The following is a 24,870-nucleotide window of genomic DNA, read 5'->3' on the forward strand; positions in this document are numbered from 1 at the left end:
CCACGGTGTGGTGCTCGTCGCCCACGACCCTGTCATGGTGCAGCTCGCCGACCAGGTGCTCGCGCTCCCGGCGCCGGTGGCGCGGGCCCGTGTCCGCGGGCGGAGTCCGGCCGGCCCACGGCCGACGGCACCGCCGGACGGTCCGCCACCGGCCCCGCCCGGCACGCCCACCCGGATCAGGTTCTGGGACAGCACGCTCCTGGCTGCGCTCGCCTCGGCCTCGGGGGTGGCACTGACGGCGACGGCCGGCTGGCTGATCGTGCAGGCCTCCACCCGCCCGGCGATCCTGACGCTGCTGGTCGCGATCGTGTCCGTGCGGACCTTCGGCCTGGCCCGGCCCGCGCTGCGCTACGTCGAGCGGCTCCGCTCCCACGACGTCGTGCTGCGGATGCTCGCCGAGCGCCGGGTCGAGGTGTACGACGCGGTCGTCCCGCTGACGCCCGGCGCCCTCGGCCGGCGCCGTGGTGACGTCCTGGCGGCGATCGTCGACGACGTCGACTCGGTGCTGGACCGGGAGCTGCGCGTGCGGATGCCGGTGCGCGGGGCCGTGGTCGTGGCCGTGCTGGCGGTCGCCGTGGGCGCGATCGTCGAGCCGTGGTCGGTGCCGGTGCTGGCCGGCACCTGCCTGCTGGCCGGCGGGTCGGGCTACCTGCTCGCCCGCGTCGGCGCGACCCGCGCCGAACGGCGTGCCGTCGCCACCCGCGCCCGCCTCTCCGACGCGGTCGTCGAGGTGACCCAGACCGCCAGCGAGCTGACCATGTGGCAGGCCGAGGGACGGGCGCTCGCCGCGGTCGGCGCGATCAGCGACGAGCTCGGCCGCGCCGCGGTGGCGGCCGCCACGTGGCTGGCCTGGGCGCGCGCGGTCGTGCTGTCCGTCAGCGGGGCTGGGGTCGCCGCGATGGCCTGGCTGCTGGCACCGCTGGTCGCCGACGGGTCGCTGTCGGGTCCGATGCTCGCGCTGCTCGTGCTGATGCCCCTGGCGCTCGCCGAGGTCGCCACCTCCGTCGCCGACGCCGGCGCGCTCTCGGCCCGGACCGAGGCCGCCGAGGCGCGGCTGGCCCGGATCGCCGCGACGCCCCCGGCGGTCGCCGAACCCGAGCACCCCGTGCCCGCCGACGGCGACGACGAGGTGGGCCTCGACCGCGTGTGGGCCGCCTGGGAGGACCGGGTCGTGCTGGAGGACCTCACGCTCGACCTGCGTCCGGGCGACCGCGTCGCGGTCGTGGGCCCGACCGGCTCGGGCAAGAGCACGCTGGCCTCGCTGCTGCTGCGGTTCGTCGACCCGGTCCGCGGCAGCGTGCACCTGGGCAAGCGGCCGCTGCGGGACCTGGCGCTCGACGACGTACGCCGCACCGTCGGGCTGGTCGACGACGACCCGCACGTGTTCGCGACCACGCTGGCCGAGAACGTGCGCCTCGCGCGGCCGGGGGCCACGGACGCGGAGGTCGAGGACGCGCTGCGTCGCGCCCGGCTCGGCGACTGGCTGGACTCGCTGCCGGCCGGCCTGGACAGCTGGCTGGGCGACGGCCACGCCGGCGTCTCCGGGGGCGAGCGGGCCCGGATCGCCATCGCGCGGTCCCTGCTGGCCGACCAGCCGGTGCTGGTGCTCGACGAGCCCGCGGCGCACCTGGACGGCGCGACGGCGGAGGCGCTGGCGGCCGAGGTGCTCGGCGGCCACGAGGGCCGCACGGTCCTCTGGATCACGCACGCCGATGCCGGTCTTGACCGGGTCGAACGCGTTCTCGACCTCGGTGCTGGTAGAACAAGGGCATGACTGAGGACTCGGCGAAGATCCGTGTCTACCTCCTCGACGACCACGAGGTCGTCCGCCAGGGGTTGCGCGCGCTGTTGGAGAGCTCCGGTGACATCGAGGTCGTCGGCGAGTCCGGCTCCGCGGTGGACGCGAGCCACCGGATCCCCGCGCTGCGGCCGGACGTCGCGGTGCTCGACGCTCGGCTGCCCGACGGGTCGGGCATCGAGGTGTGCCGCACGGTGCGTGCGGTCGACCCGACGATCTCCGCGCTGATCCTCACTTCCTACGACGACGACGAGGCGCTGTTCGCGGCGATCATGGCCGGCGCGGCCGGCTACGTCCTCAAGGAGATCAAGGGCTCCGACCTGGTCTCGGCGATCCGCCAGGTGGCGGCCGGCAACTCGCTGATCGACCCGACGCTCACCGCGCGGGTGCTCGAGCGGGTGCGCAACCCACCGACGACCGCGCCCGAGCTGGCCGAGCTGACCGAGCAGGAGCTCAAGCTGCTCGGCTACATCGCCGAGGGGCTGACCAACCGCCAGATCGGCGAGCGCATGTACCTCGCCGAGAAGACCGTGAAGAACTACGTCTCCAGCATCCTGGCCAAGCTCGGCCTGGAGCGGCGCACCCAGGCCGCGGTGCTCGCCAGCAAGCTGCTCGGCGGCGGGAGCTGACCGCCTGACCGGCCGCACCGGCCGCCCGCGGGTCGCGCCGGGTCGGTCCGGGTCGGTCCGGGTCGGCCAGCAGCCTCAGCGCAGCGGCACCCGCCAGACGAACGACGTCCCGCGCGGCTGGCGGGCGCCGAGCTCGAACGACCCGCCCAGCGCGGTCGCCCGGCGGCGGGCGTTGCGCAGCCCGCTCTCGGCGCTGAGCGCGCTCAGGCCGACGCCGTTGTCGAGCACGGTGAGCCGGACCTCGCGGTCGTCGACGTACAGCTCGATCTCCGCCTCGTCGGCGGCCGCGTGCCGGGCCAGGTTGGACAGCGCCTCCCGGAGCACGGGGAGCAGCTGCTCGCGCACCTCCGGGGGTACGGCGGTGTCGACCGGCCCGACCGTCGACACCGTCGGGTCGAACTCCAGCAGCGGCGCGTACTCGCGGGCCAGCTGGCGCAGGTCGGCGCGCAGCGAGGGTGCGTGCCCGCGGTGCTGGAGCTCGAAGATCGTGCCGCGGATGTCCTTGATCGTCATGTCGAGCGCCTCGACGGCCTGGTCGATGCGCTCGGCCAGCGCCGACGTGGTCGCCATCGTGCTCGCGCCCTGGAGCTGCAGCCCGGTCGCGAACAGCCGCTGGATCACCAGGTCGTGCAGGTCGCGGGCGATGCGTTCTCGATCGGAGGTGACCGCGAGCTCGGCGCGGTCCTCGATCGCCTGGGCCCGGTCCAGGGCGAGGCCGGCCTGGTCGGCGAACGTCGCGAGCAGGGCCCGCTCGTCGAACGCCGTCGGGGGCGTGCCGGCCTCGAAGAGCAGGACCAGCAGGCCGCTGCCGACCAGGTGGGTGCGCAACGGCACCAGCAACGCCTCCAGCCCGCCGACGGTGACGTAGACCGGCGAGGCGTCGCCGCGGGGCCACACCTGGTCGCCGAGCTCCTCGAGTGCGGCGTCGACCTGCTCGGCGTCGGCGGGGTCCACGGAGGTCGTGTGCACCGGGGCTCCGTTGTCGAGCCGCAGCACCGACGCGGCCAGGGCCTGGGCCATCGAGCGCGCCGACCGCGCGACCTGGGCCAGCGCCCGCCCCACGTCGATGGGGGGTTGCAGGGTCTCGGCGAGCTCGGCGGACGCCTCGAGCCACTGCCGGCGCCGCTCGCTGAGCCCGTAGGCGCGGGCGTTGTCGATCACGAACCCGGCCGTGCTCGCGAGCGCCTCGACGAGCTCCTCGTCCGCGCTGGTGAAGCCGCCCCCGCCGGCCTTCTCGGTCAGGTAGAGGTTGCCGTAGACGGTGCCCCGGATCCGCACGGGAACGCCCAGGAAGGAGCGCATGGGCGGATGGTGCGGTGGGAAGCCGGCGGCCTTCGGGTGCCGGGTCACGTCGTCGATCCGCAGCGGCCGCGGGTCGTCGAGCAGCAGCCCGAGGACACCGTCGCCACGCGGCGGGTCGCCGATCAGCCGGGCGGTCGCGTCGTCGATGCCGGTGGTCACGAACTCGACCACGGAGTCGCTGCCGAGCACGCCGAGCGCGCCGTACCGGGCGCCGGTGAGCTGGGTGGCCGCCTCGACGATGCGGGTCAGGACCGAGCGCAGGTCCAGGTCGGAGGCGATGGCGGCGACGGCGTCCAGCACGGGTCGCAACGACGCGGGAGGTGCGTCGCGGTGCTCGGACGTCACGGCCTCAGTCTGCCTCGGCGACGTCCGCGATCACACGGAGCGACGCACGGGCAGCGCCGCCTCGACGTCCCAGCCCGACCCGATCTGCCGTCCGGACAGCTCGGTCCAGCGCAGCCGCAGGTGCAGGCTGCGGGCCCCGCTTGCCCACGGCCGCGGCTCCCACACCGCGCGGATCCGCTCCAGCTCGTCGGCGTCGGTGACGACCTCGCCCCGGCCCCGCGCCACCACGCTCCAGCCGCGCTGCCGGTCGTGGTCGAACTGGTCGACCTCGAAGGCCAGCATGCTGTCGCGCCCGTAGGTGCCGAGCACGCTGTACGGCGAGGTCCGCACCACGATGGCGTCGTCGACGACGGAGTAGTTGACCGGCACGATGTGGGGCCCGTTCGGGGAGGAGAGCGCGATCCGGCCGCCGACGCCGGCACGCAGGAGTCGCTCGCACTCCTCGCGGCTCAGGTCGATCGCATCGGGCACGGTGTCCCCCTCGGGTCTTCGGTGTGCTCCCATGCTGTCCAGCGGCCCTTCGCGGTCAGCAGGGCCGATGGTCCTGACATGCGGGGCCTTCGGCGCTACTCGCTCCGGACCCCTCGGCGCACGGTGGGTGCATGGAGACCACTGCGATTCCGACGGGGACCATCGTCGTCGGCATGGACGGTTCTCCGTCCGCGGAGCGGGCCCTGGAGTGGGCGGTCGACCAGGCCGGGCTGGAGTCCCGGCAGCTCACGCTGGCACACGGCGTGGACCCGTCGGGGTCGGTCTGGGTGGACCCGGCCGGCATCGACCACCGGGCCGTGCTCGAGGCGTTGCAGGACGACGCTCGGGTGATGCTGCGCCACGCCCGCGAGCAGATCGCGCGCCGGGCGCCCGGCCTGGACGTGCACGAGGTCATCCACCTCTCCGACGCCCGGGTCACGCTGCTGGAGCTCTCCGAGAAGGCGGCCTTGGTCGTGGTCGGGTCGCGTGGCCGCGGGCCGATCAAGAGCCTGCTGCTCGGGTCGGTGAGCCTGGCGGTCTCCCGCGAGGCGCGCTGCCCGGTCGTCGTGGTCCGGCCCGGTGACCCCGCCGCGGTGCGCAACGGCGTCCTGGTCGGCGCCGACGGCACCGAGCGGTCGGTGGCGACCGTGGAGTTCGCCTACCGGCAGGCGGCGCTGCACCGGCTGCCGCTGACGATCATGCACTGCTTCTGGGACGCCCGGCCCGGGACGGAGGAGGAGCCGGTCGCCACCGACGTGCGCCTGGAGCTCGCCGAGTCGCTCGCGGGTCTCGCCGAGAAGTTCCCCGAGGTCCAGGCCCGCACAGAGCTGGTGCGGGGGATGGCCGACGAGCGGCTGGTGCGGGCCTCCCAGGGGATGGACCTGGTCGTCGTCGGCGCCCACCACGGCGGCACGCTGACCACCTTGCTCTACGGCTCGATCGCCAACGCCGTCCTCGAGCACGCCACCTGTCCGGTCGCGATCGTGCCGGAGCCGGAGGGCTGACCCGTGGAGCCGGTGTCGACGGTCATGTCGCGCCGCGTGGTGGCGATCTCCGCCGACTGCGACCTCACGATCGCCGTGGACACGTTCCTGTCCTCGGGAGTGCGCCACCTCGTCGTCGTGGACCCCGACCGTCACGTGGTCGGGCTGCTGTCGGTCGAGCAGGTGCTCGCCGCCCTCGGGATGCCGGGGTGGCCCGGCCGGGTCGGCGACCAGATCCTCTCCGAGCCCGCGCGGGTGCACCCGGACGACGACCTGCCGCGGGCCGCCGAGGTGATGCTCGACGCGCTGGTCGACGCGATCGTCGTCGCCGACGAGACCGGGCGCGTGGTCGGCATCGTGACGTGGGCCGACCTCGTGGCCCACGTCGCCGGCCGGCACCTCGCCAACGGCGACCGGCGACCGGCGAGCCCCTAGGCCGGCTCGACGTACACCCAGCGGGCGCCGCGCCGCTCGAACCGGCTGCGCTCGCGCAGCTCGCCGGACACCCCGGCGTCCTCGTAGGACGCGACGAACTCCACCCAGTCCTCTCCGCTGCCGAGGATCCGCAGCCCCGTCCACTTCGGCCGTCCGGCCGGGGGGAGGTCGTGGGGTCGGGTCCGGGGGTGCCAGGTGCGGAAGACGTAGTCGACGTCGCCGACGGCGTACGCCGCATACCGCGCCCGCATCAGCCGCTCGGCCGTCTCGGCCTCCGCGGCGCCGCGGTGCAGTCGGCCGCAGCAGGCGTCGTACGTCGCGCCCGAGCCGCACGGGCAGGTCTGCTGGAGAGGCACACCTGCACCCTAGGCCGGAAACGGAGACAGGGCCCGGTTGTTGATCCGCTGAGTAGCGTGGGCGTGTGACCTCGGCACCTGCCCTGAAGACGGTCGGCGAGCTGCGCGCCTCCGGCCACGTCCACAAGCACCTGCGTCAGGAGGTGCGCGACAACCTGCTGGCCGCGCTGCGCGAGGGCCGCGATCCGTGGCCGGGACTGCACGGCTTCGACGACACGGTGATCCCGCAGCTCGAGCGGGCCCTGATCGCCGGCCACGACGTGGTGCTGCTCGGCGAGCGCGGCCAGGGGAAGACCCGGCTGCTGCGCACGCTGGTCGGGCTGCTCGACGAGTGGACCCCGGTGATCGACGGCTCCGAGCTCGGCGAGCACCCCTACGAGCCGATCAGCCACGTCTCCCAGCGCCGCGCCGCCGAGCTCGGCGACGAGCTGCCGATCGCCTGGCGGCACCGCTCGGAGCGCTACTCCGAGAAGCTCGCCACCCCGGACACCTCGGTCGCCGACCTGATCGGCGACGTCGACCCGATGAAGGTCGCCGAAGGCCGTTCGCTCGGCGACCCGGAGACGATCCACTTCGGGCTGATCCCGCGCAGTCACCGGGGGATCGTCGCGATCAACGAGCTGCCCGACCTCGCCGAACGGATCCAGGTCGCGATGCTCAACGTGATGGAGGAGCGCGACATCCAGATCCGCGGCTACGTCCTGCGGCTGCCGCTCGACGTGCTCGTCGTCGCCAGCGCCAACCCCGAGGACTACACCAACCGCGGCCGCATCATCACCCCGCTCAAGGACCGCTTCGGCGCCGAGATCCGCACCCACTACCCGACCGAGCTCGAGGACGAGGTCGCGGTGATCCGCCAGGAGGCCGACCTCGTCGCCGAGGTGCCCGACGCGCTGATCGAGGTGCTCGCGCGGTTCACCCGGCACCTGCGCGAGTCCAGCGCCGTCGACCAGCGCTCGGGCGTCTCCGCGCGGTTCGCGATCGCCGGGGCCGAGACGATCGCCGCGGCGGCCCTGCACCGCGCCACCTCCCAGGGCGAGGACGCGGCGGTGGCCCGGGTCGTCGACCTCGAGACGGCCGTGGACGTGCTCGGCGGCAAGATCGAGTTCGAGAGCGGCGAGGAGGGCCGGGAGGCCGAGATCCTCACCCACCTGCTGCGCACCGCGACCGCCGAGGCCGTGCGCCACCACTTCCGCGGCCTCGACTTCGCCCTGCTGGTCGAGGCGATCGAGAACGGCGCGATGATCACGACCGGCGAGCAGGTGACCGCCCGCGACTTCCTCACCGGCCTGCCCGTCCTCGGCGAGTCCGAGCTGTACGACGAGGTCTGCGACCGCTTCGAGGCCACCAACGACGGCGAGCGCGCGTGTGCGATCGAGCTCGCCCTCGAGGGGCTGTACCTGGCCCGCAAGATCGGCAAGGACGCCGACGGCGCCGAGACGGTCTACGGGTAGGCCCAGGAGCGCGCGATGAAGGACCGCACCCGCTTCACGAGGTACGACGGCGGCGACCCGCTCGCCCCGCCCGTCGACCTCGCCGAGGCGCTCGACGCCATCGGCGAGGACGTGATGGCGGGCTACTCCCCGGAGCGGGCGATGCGCGAGTTCCTCCGCCGCGGCGGCCGCGACCAGGCCGGGCTCGACGATCTGGCCCGGCGGGTGGCCGAGCGGCGCCGGGAGCTCACCTCGCGCCACCACCTCGACGGCACGCTCGAGGAGGTGCGCGAGCTGCTCGATCATGCCCTGCTCGAGGAGCGCAAGCAGCTGGCGCGCGACGCGATGATGGACGACGCCGACCGCGCGTTCCGCGAGATGCAGCTCGACGCTGCGTACCCTCAGGGGGGCCCGCCCAGCACGGCCGCGGCGGTGAGCGAGCTGTCGTCGTACGACTGGCAGAGCCGCGAGGCGCGCGAGGACTACGAGAAGATCAAGGACCTACTCGGCCGCGAGCTGCTCGACCAGCGCTTCGCCGGCATGAAGCAGGCGCTGGAGAACGCCACCGACGCCGACCGCGCCGCGGTCAACGAGATGCTCGGCGACCTCAACGAGCTGCTCGAGAAGCACGCCCGCGGTGAGGACACCCCGGAGGACTTCGAGGAGTTCATGGGCAAGCACGGGGACTTCTTCCCCGAGCAGCCGCAGAACATCGACGAGCTGCTCGACTCCCTCGCCCAGCGATCCGCCGCCGCCCAGCGGATGCTGAACTCGATGTCGCCCGAGCAGCGCCAGGAGCTCATGGAGCTCTCCCAGCAGGCGTTCGGTTCCCCGGAGCTGATGGACCAGCTGGCGCGGATGGACGCCAACCTGCAGGCGTTGCGCCCGGGCGAGGACTGGGGCGGCTCCGAACGCTTCGAGGGGCAGGAGGGGCTCGGTCTCGGCGACGGCACCGGCGTGCTCCAGGACCTCGCCGATCTCGACGAGCTCGGCGAGCAGCTCTCGCAGTCCTACGGTGGCGCCCGGATGGACGACGTCGACCTCGACAAGCTCGCGCGGCAGCTCGGTGACCAGGCCGCGGTCGACGCCCGCACCCTCCAGCGCCTCGAGCAGGCGCTGCGCGACTCCGGCTACCTCAAGCGCGGCACCGACGGGCAGTACCGGCTCTCACCGAAGGCGATGCGCCAGCTCGGCAAGGCGCTGCTGCGCGACGTCGCCGAGCGGATGTCGGGCCGTCAGGGCCAGCGCGAGCTCCAGCGCGCGGGCGCGGCCGGGGACCTCTCGGGTGCCACGCGGTCCTGGGCGTTCGGCGACACCGAGCCCTGGCACGTGCCCCGCACGATGCTCAACGGCGTGCTGCGCCGCGCCGGTGACCGGCACGGCCCGATGCTCTCGATCGACGACGTCGAGGTGCAGGAGACCGAGGCGCGCACCCAGGCCGCGGTCGCGCTGCTCGTGGACACGTCGTTCTCGATGGCGATGGACGGCCGCTGGGTGCCGATGAAGCGCACGGCGCTCGCCCTGCACACGCTGATCCGCTCGCGCTTCCGCGGTGATCACCTGCAGCTGATCGGCTTCGGCCGGCACGCCGAGGTGATGGAGATCGAGCAGCTCACCGCGCTGGACGCCCGCTGGGACAAGGGCACGAACCTCCACCACGCGCTGCTGCTGGCCAACCGGCACTTCCGCAAGCACCCCAACGCCCAGCCGGTGCTGCTGATCGTCACCGACGGCGAGCCGACCTCGCACCTGGAGCCCGACGGCCAGGTCTACTTCTCCTACCCGCCGCACCCGCTCACGGTCGCGTACGCCGTGCGCGAGCTCGACGCCGCCGGCCGGCTGGGCGCGCAGACGACGTTCTTCCGCCTCGGCGACGACCCGGGCCTGGCCCGCTTCATCGACCAGATGGCCCGCCGCGTCGACGGCCGCGTGATCGCCCCCGAGCTCGACGACCTCGGGGCCGCCGTGGTCGGCTCCTACCTCGGCTCCCGCCGCCCGGGGGCGGGCGCGGGCTACGGCGGGTACGGCGACTGGTTCGGTGGCCGCGGGTTCTGGGTCGGCGACTGAGAGCCCTACCGGCAGGCGGTCACCCGGACCACGCCGTCGGAGGCGAGCGCGGTCGTGAACCGCAGCACCCGCCGGATGGGCGCGTAGTCGAACCGCACTGCGCGGCCGCCGGCCTCGACGCCGCAGGGCCGCCAACCCGCGGCGAGGCCCGCCAGCGTCGCGAGGACGGCGTACGTCCGGGTCTCGTGGGCGGTGAGGCGCAGCGTCCAGGAGCCGCGGGTGACCGTCGAGCCGAGCGTCTCGCCCGCCCCGAGGGCGCCGCGCCAGGTGCCGGTGCGCGGCGCGGCGAGGAGCGTACGCCGGGCGGCACGGTCTGCCAGTCGGACGACGCCGTCGCCGTAGTCGCTGAGCGTGTCGACGTCGCGCGGCAGCAGCGGCAGGACCGCGCCGGCGCGCAGGAACAGGGGGATGGTGCCGAGCGGGGCTCGGGCGGTCACCGTGCGGTGCCCGTGCACCACGTCCGCGCGGCGCAGCGCGAAGCGGCCGCTGTCGCGCAGCCGCCAGGCGCGGGCCAGCTCGATCCACTGGCCGCGCGGCAGGTAGACCTGCCGGTCCTCGGCACCTCGCGTCGTCACCGGCGCGACCAGGAGGTCGCGGCCGAAGAGGTACTCGTCGTCAGTGCGCACGGCCTGCCGGTCACCGGGATGGGCCAGGGCGAGGTGACGCATGAGCGGCAGCCCGCGACGCAGGTAGGCGTCCTGGCTGCCGGCGATGTAGGGGTAGAGCATCGTGCGGAGCCGGGTGTAGCGCTTCCACACGGGGGCGACGGCCGGGTCGGTGACCTGGGCCCGCTCGCCGGATGCGCCGATCGCGATGCCGCCCGACTGCAGCCGCATCACGCCGGTGAACGCGCCGTACTCGATCCACCGGGCCAGCAGCTCCGGGGAGAGCACGGGGTCGGTGAACAGCGTGAAGAAGCCGCCGATGTCCGGACCCCAGAACGACACCCCCGACGTGCCCATGGTCAGGCCCTGGCGCACCGAGGAGGTCAGCCCGTCGAAGCCCCACGTCGTGGTCGGATCGCCACCCCACACGATCGAGGACTCCTGGATCGCGTCGGTCCACCCGGACCGGTTGAATCGCAGCAGGGGTCGCGGGGCGCGGGTCTCGAAGTCGCGCGCGGCCGCGTGGTACTGCTCGACGTACCGGTTGTGCATGGTCGGGCCGGGCGTGCCGTCGGCGGAGACCGCGGTCGCGGGGGTGTACTCGCCGAAGTCCTCCATCCAGCCGTCGTAGCCGTCGGCCACCGCCTCGTCGAGCAGACGGTGGAAGAGGTCGCGGCCCGCAGCCGCGGAGAAGTCGAGCTGGGAGACCTGGAAGTTCGTGGCCGTCGAGTAGCGGTAGACCAGCGGGGAGCCGTCGGGGTTGCGCGTGAACGCGCCCGCGGCGACGCCCTGGTCGTAGACGGGCTGGTAGGTCGTGCACACCATCGGGTTGAAGTACGTCGTCACCCCGACGCCTTGGGCGTGCAGGGCCTGGGTGAGCGCGCGCTCGCGCGCGGGGTCCTGGCTGCCGCAGGGCAGGTAGTGGACGTAGGTCTGGGCCACCGAGATCGCGACGTCGCGGTCGCGCTGCTCCGCGAGCCCGGCCGGTGCGTCGCCCACCGGCTGCCACCAGGCGCCGTAGACCATCGGTCCGGCCGGGGCCGGCTGCCGGCCGACGGCGCGGGTCATCCGGCCGAGCGCGCGGGCCGGCGTCGGCCCCGCGAAGACGCGCAGGTCGAGGTGGTCGGACTGCACCACCAGGCGGTTGACGTCGGGATGCTGCAGGGTCGCCAGCTCGAAGGAGCTGTCCTCGTCGTTGTCGACGAGCAGCCCGTACCCGGCGGTGGAGAGCACCCACGGCACCGGGAAGTAGGTCGCGTCCGCGCGGGCGCTGAAGCCGGGCGGCGGCACGAACCCGGAGACCAGCGCCGCCTGGCCGGTCGTGTAGGGCCCGTCGAGGACCCGGTTCTGCACCTTGCGGCCGCGATGGTCCACGGCGTCCGAGCGCTCGCCCAGGCCTACGTAGCGCTCACCGGCGGGCGCGCGGAGGTCGATCGAGACACCGGTGATGCCGCTGCCCTGCCCAGCCGCCGCAACGGCGTACGCACCGTCCCCGGCGGGGCTGACCCGCACGCTCGCCGTGAGGGCCGGGTCCGGCGTGCCGAGCTCGACGACGTCGTCGTGCACCGCCCGCACGTGGTCGGCGGGCACCCGGCCGGCCGCGGTCACCAAGGCGATCGCGTCCTGCTCGACCGAGGCGACCACCGTGCCGTCGGCATCGACGAAGCGCACGGACCAGTCGCCACCGACGGGCGCGGTCACCTCCGCGTGCATCCCGCCGGAGCGCTCGGACGGGGCCCGGTCGGGTGCCGAGCCGCTCGTCGCCCGGCCGGTTGGTGCATCGTCGGCCGACATGGCCGGTGTGCCGGTCACCAGCAGGCCGGCGGCGAGGACGAGTCCGGGGATCCAGGTCAGCAGCGGGCGGGCGCGCATGGCGGCATGCTCGCACGTGGACCGTGGTGGTGCCGGGCGATGTCGCCGGATCGGCCTACCAGGTGTCGTAGCGGCTTCTCCGCTCCCAGTTGGCGCAGGGTCGGGTGGAGGTGCGCCGCACCCCGGCGCAGGGGGGTGGATCGACCGGTGCCTCCAGCTCGTCGGTCGCCAGGTCGCGCACGAGGAGCTCGCGGCGCAGCCGGTAGCCGTTGAGGAAGATCTCGCAGTCGCAGAACCCGCCGACGTTGCCGAGCCGGCGCTCCAGCCCGGTCGCCGTGGGTGAGCGCAGGTCGCGGAAGCGCTGCGCCCAGCGCAGCGTCGTGTCGCAGCCGAAGTCACGAAGCATCCGGGCCACGAAGCACGCCAGGCACTCCGTCGGGGCCGGCTCGCTGCGCGGGTCGGCCAGGATCTGCAGGTAGCGCTCGGCCTCCTCGGCCACCGACGTCTCGTTCATGGCACCTGTGTAGTGGTCGCCGCCGACACCGGTCGGCTCACGTCCGCCTGGTGAAGGCGACCTTGCCGCCGGGGAGTCTGGTCGTCTCGTAGGTGGGGTCGTGGGCTCGGGCGTGGTGTCGGGGGCAGAGGAGTCGGGCGTGTTCGATGTCGGTGGGGCCTCCCGTGGCCCAGGAGGGGTCGTGGTGGACGTGGCACATGCCGGGTGGCCAGTCGCAGCAGTCGGTGGTGCGGTGCTGGTCGCGGTGGGCGATGGCGATGCGTTGGGCCTTCGAATGGAGGCGGCGGCGTCGGCCGAGGTCGAGGACCTCGGACTTCCCGTTGAGGACCATCGGGAGGAGGCCGGCTTCGCAGGCGAGGCGGCGGGCCTGTCCGGGGGAGATGACGGCGCCGGTCGGTGCGGTAGCGCTCGATCCATTCGCAGAACGCCTGTCCCATCCGCTGTGGTCCGGGGATGCGCTCACCGAGGTGCCCGTCGGTGCCCTGGGTGGCGGTGCGGTGCTTGGGGGCGGCGAGGGCGTGGAGCTGCTTCTTGAGCATCTGTCCCTGGGCGGACGGGAGGGTGAAGGTGCCGCGGACGGTCCCGTCGGGGTCTTCGCGCAGGGTGAGCCGGGGTGGTCATGGCGGCGGCGCGTTCCTCGGCCTGCTGGACCAGGTCGGTGGGGACGTGGTCGGGGAGGTCCTCGACGGCCTTGATGACCACCGCGGCCTGGTCGGGGAGGAGGTCCCCGGTCTTCAGCGCGTCGTGGACGGCGGGGTGGTGGTCGAGTCGGCGGATCGAGCAGCCGGACAAGTGGCTGTCGGGAAGCCGGGGGCCGGCCCCGACCCGAACGGACCGGGTCTCGATACGCCCCGTCGCTCGTCCCTCGCGACGGGACTCGACCACCGAGAGGAGCCGCTCATCCCCGGGTCGCGTGCGTGACGCACGTAACACGACCAGGAGGCCGCGACAGGTACCTGCCAGGAGGAAGGGACCAACTCGGAGGGAGACCCATGATCATGTTCGACACAGCGAGGCTCAAGGTGACGGCCGTACTCGCGGTCGCGCTCGCCATGACGATGACGTCGCTGCAGGCGTCGCCGGCGAGCGCGTCGGTCGCACCGACAGCGGAACGCGTCGTCGCGCACACCAAGGCGGGCGACCTGCGTTCCCGCATCGTCGGCACCACGGCCGATGGGCGCGACGTCGGCGGCTCGTTCGTGCCGCTGCGGTTCGTCAAGCGGGACGGCAAGGTCTTCGTCCGCGGCCTCGTCCGAGGGGTCGTGCATGAGCGCAACGGTGACCGTACGACGTTCGCCACGCTCAAGACAGCGCGCGTCAAGTCCATCGAGGGCACGCCGATCCGGGTCGGTCGCGCTGTCGCCGGGCAGGCCACGTGCGACGTGCTCCACCTCGTGCTCGCACCGCTCGACCTCGATCTGCTCGGGCTGAAGGTGCACCTCGACCGCGTCGTGCTCGACGTCGTCGCGAACTCCGGGTCCGGCAAGCTGCTGGGCAACCTGCTCTGCGCCGTGACCGGGCTGCTCGACGGTGGGCTCGGCGGCGCACTGGGGCGCCTGACCCGGTTGCTGAACGACATCCTCGGCGCCCTGCGCCTGGGCTGAGGCCGGACCGGTCGGGAGCCCGAGGGCGCGCCACGGGCGTCCTCGGGCTCCCGGTCCGCTCCCACGCACCTGACCGGACTGTCGTCCGCCGGCGCTCTGCGGAGCATTTGTGTCAGGTGCGTGGACCCCGACCGACCCGACAGCGGGACCAAGGACCCTGGGAGGCTCGGGGGTGGGGGGTGAGCATGGGCGCGTGGAGGACGCGCGCGTTCGCCTGTACTGGTTGCCGCTCGGAGCCGGCGGCCGGGTCGTGGCGCGCAACGGCCGGCTGTTCGAGGCCTGGGCCGCGCGTCGCGAGCACCGGGAGCCGCGCGAGCTGTTCCACGCCGCGCTCCAGGTCGACGTCGGTGTGGCGTCGTACGTGATCGAGATGGCGCCGGCGTGGAGCCGGGTCTCCGCGGCGCGCGGCGTGGTCGCCACCGGACCGGTCGGCATGCGCTGGTGGGGGCGGTCGGTGCTGTTCCGCTATGAGGTGCGCCGGTGGCGCGACGGGGTGATCCCCGACCGGGAGGCGGCCGTCGACGGGCCGGTCCTCGTCACCACGGACTCGACGCGGGCCGTGCACCTCCTGGCGCTCGTGCCGCTGGTCCCCGAGCTCACCTGGGGACGCGACGAGCTGGGTCTCGGCGAGATGTGGAACTCCAACTCGCTGGTCGCCTGGCTGCTGTGCGGCAGCGGGCACGACGTCGCCGCGCTCGCCCCTCCGCACGGCGGGCGGGCACCCGGCTGGGACGCGGGGCTGCGGCTCGCCCGCTGCTGGGAGGAGATCGCCGCCTGAGCCGAGCTGACGGCGGGCCGCTACGCCGGGTGCAGGATCGCGGCCAGCTCCTCGACACCGTCGACCAGGCGGGTGCCCGGGCGCGCCCAGGAGGCGTTGGCGTCGACGGGATGCACCGGCACGCCCGCCGGGAGCACCCCCGACGCGACGAGCTCCGACGCGAGGGCCGCCGCCCCGTCGCGGTCGAACCCGCACGGCGCCGCCACGACAACCTCGGGGCCGGCGGCGTGGATGGCGTCCCACGTCACGCGCCGCGACTTCCGCCCGGTCTCGCCCAGCAGGGGTACGCCGCCGGCCGCCTCGATCATCTGCGGCACCCAGTGACCCGGCGCGAAGGGCGGGTCGGTCCACTCCAGCAGCATCACCCGCGGGCGGTCCCGCCCCGCGACCCGCCCGGCGACCGCGTCCAGCCGCGCCCGCTGGGCCTCGACCAGCGCCGTCGCCTCCGCGAGGTGGCCGGTGGCACGCCCCAGGAGCAGGATCGAGTCGAAGACCTCGTCGAGGGTGTGCGGGTCGATCGTCAGCACGTCGGCGGTGCAGCCCAGGAGGGCGAGGGCGTCGTCGACCACCGACACGTCCACCGCGCACACCGCGCACAGGTCCTGGGTGACGACCAGGTCGGCGTCGAGGTCGGCCAGCGCGTCGGCGGACAGATGGTAGAGGTCCTCGCCGCGGGCCATCGCCCCGGCGACGTACGCGTCGATCTCGGCGGGCGCCAGCCCCTCCGGCATCGCCGAGGTGGAGACCACGGTGCGCGAACGCGCCTCCGGAGGGAAGTCGCACTCGAACGTCACCCCGACGAGGTCGTCACCGGCGCCGATCGCGAACAGGATCTCGGTGGTCGAGGGGAGCAACGACACGATCCGCACACCCCGACCCTAGGAGGTCGGTCCTGGGGCCGGGGTGTGCGGATCGGTGGGAGCAGACGTCAGGAGACGGTCTTCAGCGCCAGCTCGGTCATTTCGATCGACTTCGGGATCGACGGCGCCGTGGCGTCCATCGACATCGCGCTGGTGTAGACGATGAACTTGCCCTTGCGGGAGAACAGCGAGTTGAACACCATCGTCGTGGTCTGGTCGCCGATCTTGCAGGTGGACTTCATCTGGTAGCCCCAGCGCTCGTCGCCCAGCTTGAACTTGATCTTCTTCATCGAGCTCTTGCAGTCGGCGCCGCCACCGCCGCCACCGCCGCCGCCACCGGGGTTGGTGCCGGGGCAGTCCTTGGCGAACTTCGCGTAGCCGTGGAGGTACTTCACCGCCGCCTTCGTCGAGGGGAACTGCATGGCCGTCGCCGACACGCTCGGGTGCTCGCCGTCGATCACGTACACGTCGGGGTCGCCGGAGCTGTAGTCGGGGGAGTACGACGCGGTGGTCTGCGAGGCACCCTTGATCGCCTTCGTCTTGCACTTCTTGGCCGGCCCGTAGACCTTGCTCGTGCTCTCACTGGCGGTGCCGCCCTCGAGGTGGGGGTAGATCTGCGCGACCTCGTCGATGCCGGGCACCTCGGCGGCCGCGGAGGCGGACGTGGCGAGGGCGGGAACGATGACGGCGGGGGCGACGAGCGCGGTCAGCGCGCGGGCCAGCCAACGGCGGTGCATGGTGTCTCTCTCTCGTTGTGTGACGGTTCGGTGGGAGCACCCTGTCGCCGCCCGCTGGAGGTCGGCTGGGAACCGGCTGGGGGTCTCGATACGCTCGCTGCGCTCGCTACTCGACCACCGAAGGGGTCCATGGACGACCCGACGCTCACCGTGCTCGCGCTGCTCGGCCTCGCCGGGCTCGCGGCCGGGTTCGTCGACGCGGTCGTGGGCGGCGGCGGCCTGATCCAGCTGCCGGCGCTGCTGCTCGGACTGCCCCAGGCGGCGCCCGTGCAGGTGCTGGCCACCAACAAGCTCGCGTCGATCTGCGGGACCACGATGAGCAGCGCGACGTACTACCGACGGATCCGCCCCGACCCGCGGACGTTCGGGCCGCTGATGCTGTTCGCGTTCGCGGGATCCGCGGCGGGAGCGGTGGTCGCGAGCCACATCCCGCGCGACGCCTTCCAGCCGATCGTGCTCGTCGCGCTGGTCGTCGTGGGTGGATACGTGCTGCTGCGGCCCACGATCGGCGAGCAGACGCTGCTGCGCTTCGCCGGCCACCGCCACACCGCGGCCGCGATGCTCACCGGACTGGCGGTGGGCTTCTACGACGGGGCGCTCGGTCCCGGCACCGGCAGCTTCTTCGTGATCACGCTCGTCGGGCTGCTCGGCTACAGCTTCCTCGAGGCCTCGGCGAAGGCCCGGCTCGCGAACTGGGCGACGAACCTCGCCGCGCTGTGCGTGTTCGTGCCGCAGGGCGCCGTGGTGTGGCGCGTCGGCCTCGTGATGGGGGCCTGCAACCTGGTCGGCGGCTACCTCGGGGCGCGTACGGCGGTCGCGCGAGGCGCCGGGTTCGTGCGGGTGTTCTTCGTGGTGGTCGTCGCGGCGTTCGTGGTGCGCATCGGCGGCGAGGTCCTCGGGGTGTGGTCGTGACGACCCCGGCCAGCAGCTACCTCACGATCGCGCGGTCCGCCGAGGCGGAGATCGAGGTCAAGCGGTCGCGGTTCCGGTGCACGCTCGAGCGCGTCGAGGACGAGACCGCCGCCCGCGCGGTGGTGGACCGGCTGCGGCGCGAGCACTGGGACGCCCGGCACCACTGCTCGGCGTTCCGGATCGGCCAGGTCGAGCGCTCCTCCGACGACGGTGAGCCCGCGGGCACGGCCGGCGCCCCCATGCTCGAGGTGCTCCGCGGCCACGCGGGGGCGGGCGTCAGCGACGTGGTCGCGGTGGTGACCCGGTGGTTCGGCGGCACGCTGCTCGGCGCCGGCGGGCTGGTCCGGGCCTACGGCGACGCCGTGCGCGCCGGCCTGGACGAGGCCGGCACCCTGCGGCGCACCCTGGTGCGCGAGCACCTGCTCGAGCTCGGCCACGCCGACGCCGGCCGGATCGAGAGCGAGCTGCGCGCCCGGGGCGTCGCGGTGCTGGACACGGCGTACGCCGCCCAGGTCACCCTGCGGCTCGGCGTGCCGCCTGATGAGGAGGCGCGGCTGGTCGCGCTGCTCGCGGAGCTCACGGCCGGGATGGGCGAAACGCGGGTGGCGGGCGAGCGCTGGGTGGATAGCCTCCCTCTATGAGCATCCCGGTGGACCTCGCCGACCTGCCGAAGGCCCTGGCGGGCTTCGGCCGCGGCTACCTGCTGACCTCGTCCGAGGGCCGGGTCAAGGCCGTCTCCGTGCGCGTGTCGGCGGTCGACGACACCCTGCGGGTCGCGGCTCCCGGCCGCGGCTCGGTGGCCAACGTCGGCGTCAACCCCGCCGTGACGCTGCTGTTCTCGCCGCCGGAGCCCGGCGGTCTCACTCTGCTCGTCGACGGCACCGGCGCGGTCCAGGGCGACGACGTCGTGCTCACGCCCAGCAGCGCGATCCTGCACAAGGCGGTCGGATGAGCACCTCGCCGTTCTGGGTCAGCGCGTTCCTCGACTTCGCGCCCGCGGACTTCGAGCGCGGCGTCGCGTTCTGGCAGGACGTCACCGGCTACGCGCTCTCCGAGCGCCGCGGGGTCGACGGCGCGTTCGCCACGCTGGTGCCGCCCGACGGCGACGACTACCTGCGGGTGCAGCGCCTCGACGACGGCGAGGGCCGGGTGCACCTCGACCTGCACGTCGAGAACCCCACGGTCGCGGCCGAGGCCGCCATCGAGCTCGGTGCCCACGTGCTGATGCGCCACGAGCACGGGTACGTCGTGCTCCGCTCGCCCGGCGGCTTCGTGTTCTGCTTCGTGCGCCACCACGCGTCGCACCGCCCCGCGCCGGCGACGTGGCCGGGCGGCCGGTCCTGCGTCGACCAGGTCTGCCTGGACATCCCGCCGGAGCGCCACGAGACCGAGGTGGCGTTCTGGCAGGCGCTCACCGGGTGGGACCACCAGGACTCCGTGTCGGCGGAGTTCTCGCGACTGCACCCGCCGGACGACCAGCCGCTGCGCTGGCTGCTCCAGCGACTCGACGACGCGGGTGGCGCGGGTGGCGCGGTGGCGGCCCACCTCGACCTGGCCGCCGACGACCGGGAGGCCGAGACCGAGCGGCACGTCGGGCTCGGCGCGAGCGTCGCCCGGGTCCACGACCACTGGACGGTGCTGACCGACCCGGTGGGGACGACGTACTGCATCACCGGGAGGACGCCGCGATGACCAGGTCCGACCCGCCGCTCGCGGCCGACGAGCGCACCATGCTGCTCGCGTTCCTCGACTACCACCGAGACACGCTGCGGATGAAGGCGGGTGGTCTCGACGCGGCGCAGCTCGACACCGCGCTCGCCCCGTCGACGATGACGCTCGGCGGGATGGTCAAGCACCTCGCGCTGGTCGAGCACTCCTGGCTGCGGCGGGTCTTCCTCGGCGAGGAGTACGCCGAGCCGTGGGCCTCGGTCGACTGGGCCGCCGACGTCGACTGGGACTGGCACAGCGCCCGTGACGACAGCCCCGAGGAGATCTGGGCGCTCTACGAGCGGATGGTCGCCGACGCCGCCGCGGTGCTCTCCGGCGCGGGGCTCGACGACCTGTCGGCGCGGCCCTCGCGACAGACCGGGGAGCCGTTCAGCCTGCGCTGGATCCTGCTGCACCTGGTCGAGGAGTACGCCCGGCACAACGGCCACGCCGACCTGATCCGCGAGTCGATCGACGGCGCCACCGGCGAGTGAGGCCCAGCCCGATCAGGCGGGCTCGGCGAACCCCGGCAGCGACTCGGTGAGGATCTGCCGGAACGGCGCCTCGCACTCCAGCTGCGAGAGGACGCCGACGCCGGCCAGCCAGGTGCGGTGGATGAGCAGGTAGGACGGCGGCAGGTTGATCTTCATGCCGACCGTGTACGCCGGGTCGCGCGGATCGTTGATCCGCGCGAACTGGCTGCGCATCCACGCGCGGGAGAACCGGAACCGCTCGACCTTCGTCGGCTCGACGAACGGCGCGAGGTAGTCGAGCAGCTGCTGCGGGTCGACCCGGATCTTGTCCTTGATGAACCCCTCGCGGCGCAGCCCGTCGAGCAGCTCCTCGGGGTCCTCGATCGCCGCGACCCGGAGCAGCCGCCCCATCGCCTCGGGCAGGCCCCGCTCGGGCAGCCGGGCGACCGCGCCGAAGTCGAGCACGCCGAGCCGGCCGGGCTCGCCGTCGGGGCCGGGCAGCACCCGGTAGTTGCCGGGGTGCGGGTCGGCGTGCAGCATGCCGGTGCGCGCCGGCCCGGAGAACAGGAACCGGACGAGCAGCTCGCCGTAGTGGTCGCGCTCCTCCTGGGTGCCGGTGGCGATGACCGACGCCAGCGACGCGGGACTCTCGAGCCACTCCGTCACCAGGACGGTGTCACCGACCGCCACGACGTCGGGCACCACGATGTCGGGGTCGTCGCGGAACGCCTCGGCGAACGCCGCCTGGGCCTCGGCCTCGAGGTCGTAGTCGAGCTCGTCCTCGGCCCGGGCCTGGAGCTCGGCGACGAGCGGCTTGAGGTCCAGCCCCGGCACCAGCGGAGCGGCGGTCCGGGCGACCCGGGAGAGGGCGCGCAGGTCGGCGCGCAGGGCGTCGGCGGCGCCGGGGTACTGCACCTTGACCGCCACCTCCCGGCCGTCGTGCCAGCGCCCCCGGTGCACCTGGCCGATCGAGGCGGCGGCGGTGGGACCGCCGTCGAGCCACACCAGCCGCTCGCGCCAGTCGGCGCCCAGGTCGCGTTCGAGGATGTCGCGCACGGTCTGCGTCGGCATCGGCGGTGCCGCGTCCTGGAGCCGGGTGAGGTGGTCGCGGTAGGGGCCGGCGACGTCCTCGGGCAGCGCCGACTCCATGATCGAGAGCATCTGGCCGACCTTCATCGCGCCGCCCTTGAGCTCCCCGAGGGTGCGGAACAGCTGCTCGGCCGTCCGCTGCTGGATCTCGGTCATCACCGCGTCGGCCGGCGCCCCGCCGATCCGCTTGCCCAGCCCGACCGCGCTGCGCCCGGCGTACCCCAGCGGCAAGGCGGCCAGGCGGGCCGTCCGCGCCACGGCCTTGCGGGGGAGCTCGGTCACCCGGCCATTGTCCCCGACGCCCGAAACGCCGGCCCGGCATGTGCCCGGCGTGGCGGGGGTACCGTGCGCCGGTGAGCCAGGAGTACGACGCCGTGGTCGTCGGCGCCGGGCCCAACGGCCTGGTCGCCGCCAACCATCTCGTCGACCGCGGCTGGTCGGTGCTCGTGCTCGAGGCACGGCCGGACGTCGGTGGCGCCGTGGCCAGCGACCGGGAGCTGCGGCCCGACTTCGTGCACGACACGTTCAGCGCGTTCTACCCGCTGGCGGCGGTCTCCGCGGAGATCCAGGGCTTCGGGCTCGAGCGCCACGGGCTGCGCTGGACGCACGCGCCCGCCGTGCTGGGCCACCAGCTGCCGGAGACCGGGTGGGCGGTGCTGCACCGCGACCGCGACGTCACGGCCGCCCGGTTCGACGAGCAGCACCCCGGCGACGGCGACGCGTGGCTGGCGCTGTGCGCGGACTGGGACCGGATCGGCCCCGCGATCGTCGGGGCCCTGCTGACGCCGTTCCCGCCGGTCCGGCCGGGGCTCTCGGCGCTGGCCCGGCTGCGCTCGGTCGGCGGGCTGCGGTTCGTGCGCGAGCTGCTGATGCCGGCCGCCGACCTGGGCCGGCACCGGTTCGGCGGGGCGGGCCCGCGGGTGCTGCTCGCCGGCAACGCCGCGCACGCCGACATCCCGGTGACCGCGCCCGGGTCGGGACTGATGGGGCTGCTGCTGACGATGCTCGGCCAGACCGTGGGGTTCCCGGTCCCGGTCGGCGGCGCGGGGATGCTGGCTCACGCGATGGCGGACCGGCTGCGGTCGGCCGGCGCCGACGTCCGGTGCGACAGCGAGGTCACCGCGATCGAGGTCGCCGCGGGCCGGGCGGTCGCCGTGCGCACGGCCGGCGGGGAGCGGTACGCCGCCCGCCACGCGGTGATCGCCGACGTCGCCGCACCCCACCTCTACGGCCGGCTGGTGCCCGACGAGGCGCTGCCCCGCCGCACGCGGGAGGCGATGCGCTCCTTCGAGATGGACCCCGGCACGGTCAAGGTGGACTGGGCGCTCTCGGGGCCGGTCCCGTGGCGGGAGACCCCGCCGTACGCCCCGGGGACCGTGCACGTCGCCGACTCCGTCGAGGAGGTCGCCGAGGCGCTCGACCAGGTCGCCGCCCGGACGGTGCCGGCCCGGCCGTTCCTGCTGGCCGGGCAGATGACGACCACCGACCCCACCCGCTCGCCGCCGGGCACGGAGTCGATGTGGGCCTACGCCCATGTGCCGCAGCAGACCGCGCGCGACGCCGGCGACGGCACGATCCGGGGGGTCTGGGACGCGGCGGACCGCGACCGCTTCGCCGACCGGATGCAGGCGCGCATCGAGCGCCTCGCGCCCGGATTCGGGGACCGGGTGCTGGCGCGTCGGGTGCTGGGGCCGCGCGAGCTGGAGGCCCGCGACGCCAACCTCGTCGGCGGGGGCCTCAACGGCGGTACGGCGCAGCTGCACCAGCAGCTGGTGTTCCGGCCGGTGCCGGGGCTCGGCCGCGCCGAGACGCCCGTGCGCGGGCTCTACCTGGGGTCAGCGGCCGCGCACCCCGGCGGGGGCGTGCACGGCGCGCCCGGCACGAATGCCGCGCGCGCCGCGCTCGCCCATCGCCGGGCGCGCTTCCTGGTCCGCCGCTGAGGACCAGTCCGCGTGCCCTGTCAGGGGGCCGGAGTGACCGTCGGGTCCGGGACCGTGGTGTCCGTCGGCGTGACGGTCGGGTCCACGGTGGGGTCGACGGTGGGGTCGACGGTGGGGTCGACGGTGGGGTCGACGGTCGGGTCGACGGTCGGGTCGACGGTCGGGTCGACGGTCGGGTCGACGGTCGGGTCGACCGTCGGCTGCCCGGCCAGGCAGGTCTCGAGCCGCTTCTGCGCCTTGGTCAGCCGCATCTGCTGCGCCTTCTTGACCTTGGCGGCCTTGGCCTCGGCGGCCTGGGCCTGGTGCAGCGCCTTCCGGGCGGCGGCCTTCTCCCGCGGCGTGGTCGCCGTCGCGAGGTCAGCGGTGGCCTCGTCGACCACGGCCTGCTTCTTCTCGAAGACGGCGGTGATGCGCGCCAAGGCGGCCTCGGCCTTGGTGACCTGGGCGGTGCGGACCGCACAGGGAGCGCTCGGGTCCGGAGTGGTCTCGTCGCCCAGGGCGGTGCCCGCCAGCCCGGCCAGGCCGGCGGTGAGCACGACCCCGGCGACCGAGCCGGCGACCGTGCGCGTGATGTTTCCCATTCGTGTTCCTCCCACAGATGGCCCCCCATCGATGATGTCCCCCGACGTCTCCTCCATCGGCGGGTGTGGGGACGGGCTTGAGGAACGCGGACCTGCCCGATCGGGCAGGTCCGCGGGTCTTGCGCTCCGGCGCGATCCGGGCGTAGGAGTCGGCTCAGCTCGCCGGCGGCGCCGGCGGGGCGGGCGGGGTCGGAGGGGTCGGGTGGGTCGGCTGCAGGTAGGCGACGTTCTCCTCGGCGGGCATCAGGATCCACAGGATCGGGTAGGCCAGGATCTGGCTGCCCGGCAGCACCATCAGGGCCAGCACGAACAGCAGCCGAGCCGGCCACGGGTCGATCCCGAGGCGCCGACCGAGACCGGCGCAGACGCCCCCGAGGACCCGCCGGTCCCGCGGCCGGATCAGGCCGTTGCGGGCGAAGGTCTGGTGGATGTTGTCCATGGCTGCGAGCACTTCCTCTGTCGTCGCGGATCTGGTGGCGGACCGGGTCGCTCCCGGCGTACCTCCACGGTGCCTCGGCGGCCGGGTTCGGCACATCGGGTGCCGCCCTGCCCCGACCCTGAGGTCCGGGCCGGCTCCTCAGGGTCGCGGGCGGGGTCGCGGGCGGCCGCCCGGTCAGGTCGGGTCGTTGTGCTCTGTGCGGCCGGCGGCCGGCCCGGGAGGCTCGGAGGATGGATGCGGGAACCGATCCCCGCCCGGCTGTCGACGCCCGTGTGGGCAGCGAGGGCACCCGGATCGACCTGGACGACGTCTGCCGGTACTTCCAGGTCGGTGACACCGTCGTCAAGGCCCTCGACGAGGTGAACCTGCACGTCGACGAGTCGGCGTTCGTCGTGGTGCTCGGCGCCTCCGGCTCCGGGAAGACCACGCTGCTGAACCTGATCGGCGCGCTCGACGCGCCCACGGCCGGCACGGTCCGGCTGGCGGGTGTCGAGCTGACGACCGCGTCCCGGACCGAGCGGACCCGCGCGCGGCGCGACACCGTGAGCTTCATCTTCCAGAGCTTCAACCTCTTCCCGGGGCTCACCGCCCTGGAGAACGTGCAGTTCGGGGCCGACGTCGCCGGGCGCGACGCCCCGGAGGCGGTCGCGCTGGAGGTCCTGCACCAGGTGGGCCTGGGGGAGCGGGCCGGGCACTTCGCCCATCAGCTGTCCGGCGGTGAGCAGCAGCGGGTCGCGATCGCCCGGGCGCTCGCCACCGGCAACCCGATCCTGCTCGCCGACGAGCCCACCGGCGAGCTGGACTTCCGCACCGGGGTGCAGATCCTCGAGCTGCTGCGGGCCCAGGCCGAGGTCGGCAAGACCGTCATCGTCGTGACGCACAACCGGGAGATCTCCCGGGTCGCCGACCGGGTCATCGAGCTCTCGAGCGGCCGGATCGTCGCCGACGGGCCACCCGCGGGCGGGCCGGCCGCCATCGCGGACCTGCACTGGTAGGCCGA

26 protein-coding genes are annotated in these 24,870 nt (G+C 74.1%); 15 read left to right on the forward strand and 11 right to left on the reverse strand.

The window, feature by feature from the left end:
- A partial coding sequence (gene cydC / locus VGD85_RS03625) for a thiol reductant ABC exporter subunit CydC (RefSeq protein ID WP_331062086.1) occupies positions 1 to 1,774 on the forward strand: 1,774 nt, incomplete at its 5' end.
- Positions 1,771 to 2,427 carry a response regulator transcription factor gene (locus VGD85_RS03630; protein ID WP_331062087.1) on the forward strand — a complete coding sequence of 219 codons (657 nt, stop codon included), beginning with the start codon at positions 1,771 to 1,773 and terminating at the stop codon, positions 2,425 to 2,427. The genes cydC and VGD85_RS03630, both read left to right, overlap by 4 nt.
- 75 nt (positions 2,428 to 2,502) lie before the next feature.
- Here VGD85_RS03630 and VGD85_RS03635 read toward each other — a convergent pair whose 3' ends face one another.
- Both VGD85_RS03635 and VGD85_RS03640 read right to left on the reverse strand, forming a co-directional pair.
- Positions 2,503 to 4,074 carry a GAF domain-containing sensor histidine kinase gene (locus VGD85_RS03635; RefSeq protein WP_331062088.1) on the reverse strand — a complete coding sequence of 524 codons (1,572 nt, stop codon included), beginning with the start codon at positions 4,072 to 4,074 and terminating at the stop codon, positions 2,503 to 2,505.
- Between the two features lie 30 nt (positions 4,075 to 4,104).
- A complete protein-coding gene (locus tag VGD85_RS03640) occupies positions 4,105 to 4,545 on the reverse strand; it encodes a pyridoxamine 5'-phosphate oxidase family protein (protein WP_331062089.1) in 441 nt (146 codons plus the stop codon).
- A gap of 131 nt (positions 4,546 to 4,676) precedes the next feature.
- Here VGD85_RS03640 and VGD85_RS03645 point away from each other — a divergent pair, with 131 nt between their 5' ends.
- Together VGD85_RS03645 and VGD85_RS03650 are read left to right on the forward strand one after the other, a co-directional pair.
- Positions 4,677 to 5,549 (forward strand): universal stress protein, encoded by an 873-nt coding sequence (locus tag VGD85_RS03645; RefSeq protein WP_331062090.1) that lies wholly within the window; start codon positions 4,677 to 4,679, stop codon positions 5,547 to 5,549.
- 3 nt (positions 5,550 to 5,552) lie between these two features.
- Positions 5,553 to 5,963: a CBS domain-containing protein gene (locus VGD85_RS03650; protein ID WP_331062091.1), complete on the forward strand. Its 411-nt coding sequence runs from the start codon at positions 5,553 to 5,555 to the stop codon at positions 5,961 to 5,963.
- Here VGD85_RS03650 and VGD85_RS03655 read toward each other — a convergent pair.
- On the reverse strand, positions 5,960 to 6,319 hold the full coding sequence (locus VGD85_RS03655) for a YchJ family protein (RefSeq protein ID WP_331062092.1): 360 nt from the start codon (positions 6,317 to 6,319) through the stop codon (positions 5,960 to 5,962). The two genes, VGD85_RS03650 and VGD85_RS03655, sit on opposite strands and share 4 nt — an antisense overlap.
- A gap of 65 nt (positions 6,320 to 6,384) precedes the next feature.
- On the opposite strand from VGD85_RS03655, the gene VGD85_RS03660 reads away from it, so the two are divergent.
- Together VGD85_RS03660 and VGD85_RS03665 are read left to right on the forward strand one after the other, a co-directional pair.
- A complete protein-coding gene (locus VGD85_RS03660; protein WP_331062093.1) occupies positions 6,385 to 7,773 on the forward strand; it encodes a magnesium chelatase in 1,389 nt (462 codons plus the stop codon).
- A gap of 15 nt (positions 7,774 to 7,788) precedes the next feature.
- On the forward strand, positions 7,789 to 9,819 hold the full coding sequence (locus VGD85_RS03665; protein WP_331062094.1) for a VWA domain-containing protein: 2,031 nt from the start codon (positions 7,789 to 7,791) through the stop codon (positions 9,817 to 9,819).
- A gap of 5 nt (positions 9,820 to 9,824) precedes the next feature.
- On the opposite strand, the gene VGD85_RS03670 is transcribed toward VGD85_RS03665, so the two are convergent.
- Genes VGD85_RS03670 through VGD85_RS03680 form a run of 3 tightly spaced genes read right to left on the reverse strand, consistent with a single transcriptional unit; the run spans position 9,825 to position 13,213 of the window.
- The gene (locus tag VGD85_RS03670; protein WP_331062095.1) at positions 9,825 to 12,296 is read right to left on the reverse strand and encodes a TIM-barrel domain-containing protein; all 2,472 of its coding nucleotides are present in this window, start codon (positions 12,294 to 12,296) and stop codon (positions 9,825 to 9,827) included.
- A gap of 55 nt (positions 12,297 to 12,351) precedes the next feature.
- A complete protein-coding gene (locus tag VGD85_RS03675; protein ID WP_331062096.1) occupies positions 12,352 to 12,750 on the reverse strand; it encodes a DUF2695 domain-containing protein in 399 nt (132 codons plus the stop codon).
- 37 nt (positions 12,751 to 12,787) lie between these two features.
- Entirely contained in the window at positions 12,788 to 13,213 is a 426-nt protein-coding gene (locus VGD85_RS03680; RefSeq protein WP_331062097.1) for an HNH endonuclease, read from the reverse strand.
- 529 nt (positions 13,214 to 13,742) lie between these two features.
- Here VGD85_RS03680 and VGD85_RS03685 point away from each other — a divergent pair.
- Together VGD85_RS03685 and VGD85_RS03690 are read left to right on the forward strand one after the other, a co-directional pair.
- On the forward strand, positions 13,743 to 14,354 hold the full coding sequence (locus tag VGD85_RS03685; RefSeq protein WP_331062098.1) for a hypothetical protein: 612 nt from the start codon (positions 13,743 to 13,745) through the stop codon (positions 14,352 to 14,354).
- Positions 14,355 to 14,547: 193 nt separating this feature from the next.
- A complete protein-coding gene (locus tag VGD85_RS03690) occupies positions 14,548 to 15,132 on the forward strand; it encodes a hypothetical protein (RefSeq protein WP_331062099.1) in 585 nt (194 codons plus the stop codon).
- A gap of 20 nt (positions 15,133 to 15,152) precedes the next feature.
- Here VGD85_RS03690 and VGD85_RS03695 read toward each other — a convergent pair whose 3' ends face one another.
- Both VGD85_RS03695 and VGD85_RS03700 read right to left on the reverse strand, forming a co-directional pair.
- Entirely contained in the window at positions 15,153 to 16,001 is an 849-nt protein-coding gene (locus VGD85_RS03695; RefSeq protein ID WP_331062100.1) for an ABC transporter substrate-binding protein, read from the reverse strand.
- Positions 16,002 to 16,060: 59 nt separating this feature from the next.
- The gene (locus VGD85_RS03700) at positions 16,061 to 16,729 is read right to left on the reverse strand and encodes a hypothetical protein (protein WP_331062101.1); all 669 of its coding nucleotides are present in this window, start codon (positions 16,727 to 16,729) and stop codon (positions 16,061 to 16,063) included.
- A 129-nt stretch (positions 16,730 to 16,858) separates the two neighbouring features.
- Between VGD85_RS03700 and VGD85_RS03705 the strand changes: the two genes are divergently transcribed.
- Genes VGD85_RS03705 through VGD85_RS03725 form a run of 5 tightly spaced genes read left to right on the forward strand, consistent with a single transcriptional unit; the run spans position 16,859 to position 19,842 of the window.
- Positions 16,859 to 17,641 (forward strand): TSUP family transporter, encoded by a 783-nt coding sequence (locus VGD85_RS03705; protein ID WP_331062102.1) that lies wholly within the window; start codon positions 16,859 to 16,861, stop codon positions 17,639 to 17,641.
- Positions 17,638 to 18,282 carry a YigZ family protein gene (locus tag VGD85_RS03710; RefSeq protein ID WP_331062103.1) on the forward strand — a complete coding sequence of 215 codons (645 nt, stop codon included), beginning with the start codon at positions 17,638 to 17,640 and terminating at the stop codon, positions 18,280 to 18,282. The genes VGD85_RS03705 and VGD85_RS03710 overlap by 4 nt, the downstream gene beginning before the upstream one ends.
- Positions 18,279 to 18,593, forward strand: coding sequence for a pyridoxamine 5'-phosphate oxidase (locus tag VGD85_RS03715; RefSeq protein ID WP_331062104.1), 315 nt, complete (start codon positions 18,279 to 18,281; stop codon positions 18,591 to 18,593). Before VGD85_RS03710 ends, VGD85_RS03715 begins: the two co-directional genes overlap by 4 nt.
- A complete protein-coding gene (locus tag VGD85_RS03720; protein WP_331062105.1) occupies positions 18,590 to 19,333 on the forward strand; it encodes a VOC family protein in 744 nt (247 codons plus the stop codon). The genes VGD85_RS03715 and VGD85_RS03720 overlap by 4 nt, the downstream gene beginning before the upstream one ends.
- Entirely contained in the window at positions 19,330 to 19,842 is a 513-nt protein-coding gene (locus VGD85_RS03725) for a DinB family protein (RefSeq protein ID WP_331062106.1), read from the forward strand. The genes VGD85_RS03720 and VGD85_RS03725 overlap by 4 nt, the downstream gene beginning before the upstream one ends.
- Positions 19,843 to 19,854: 12 nt before the next feature.
- On the opposite strand, the gene VGD85_RS03730 is transcribed toward VGD85_RS03725, so the two are convergent.
- Positions 19,855 to 21,192: an AarF/ABC1/UbiB kinase family protein gene (locus VGD85_RS03730; protein WP_331062107.1), complete on the reverse strand. Its 1,338-nt coding sequence runs from the start codon at positions 21,190 to 21,192 to the stop codon at positions 19,855 to 19,857.
- A 71-nt stretch (positions 21,193 to 21,263) separates the two neighbouring features.
- Here VGD85_RS03730 and VGD85_RS03735 point away from each other — a divergent pair, with 71 nt between their 5' ends.
- Positions 21,264 to 22,850 (forward strand): NAD(P)/FAD-dependent oxidoreductase, encoded by a 1,587-nt coding sequence (locus VGD85_RS03735; RefSeq protein WP_331062108.1) that lies wholly within the window; start codon positions 21,264 to 21,266, stop codon positions 22,848 to 22,850.
- Between the two features lie 20 nt (positions 22,851 to 22,870).
- Here VGD85_RS03735 and VGD85_RS03740 read toward each other — a convergent pair whose 3' ends face one another.
- Positions 22,871 to 23,431: a hypothetical protein gene (locus VGD85_RS03740; protein WP_331062109.1), complete on the reverse strand. Its 561-nt coding sequence runs from the start codon at positions 23,429 to 23,431 to the stop codon at positions 22,871 to 22,873.
- A 154-nt stretch (positions 23,432 to 23,585) separates the two neighbouring features.
- Positions 23,586 to 23,870 carry a PspC domain-containing protein gene (locus tag VGD85_RS03745; protein ID WP_331062110.1) on the reverse strand — a complete coding sequence of 95 codons (285 nt, stop codon included), beginning with the start codon at positions 23,868 to 23,870 and terminating at the stop codon, positions 23,586 to 23,588.
- 230 nt (positions 23,871 to 24,100) lie between these two features.
- Here VGD85_RS03745 and VGD85_RS03750 point away from each other — a divergent pair, with 230 nt between their 5' ends.
- Positions 24,101 to 24,865, forward strand: coding sequence for an ABC transporter ATP-binding protein (locus VGD85_RS03750; RefSeq protein ID WP_331062111.1), 765 nt, complete (start codon positions 24,101 to 24,103; stop codon positions 24,863 to 24,865).
- The last annotated feature ends 5 nt before the right edge of the window (positions 24,866 to 24,870 follow it).

The organism is Nocardioides sp. (genome assembly GCF_036401255.1).
Classification (GTDB): Bacteria; Actinomycetota; Actinomycetes; order Propionibacteriales; family Nocardioidaceae; genus Nocardioides.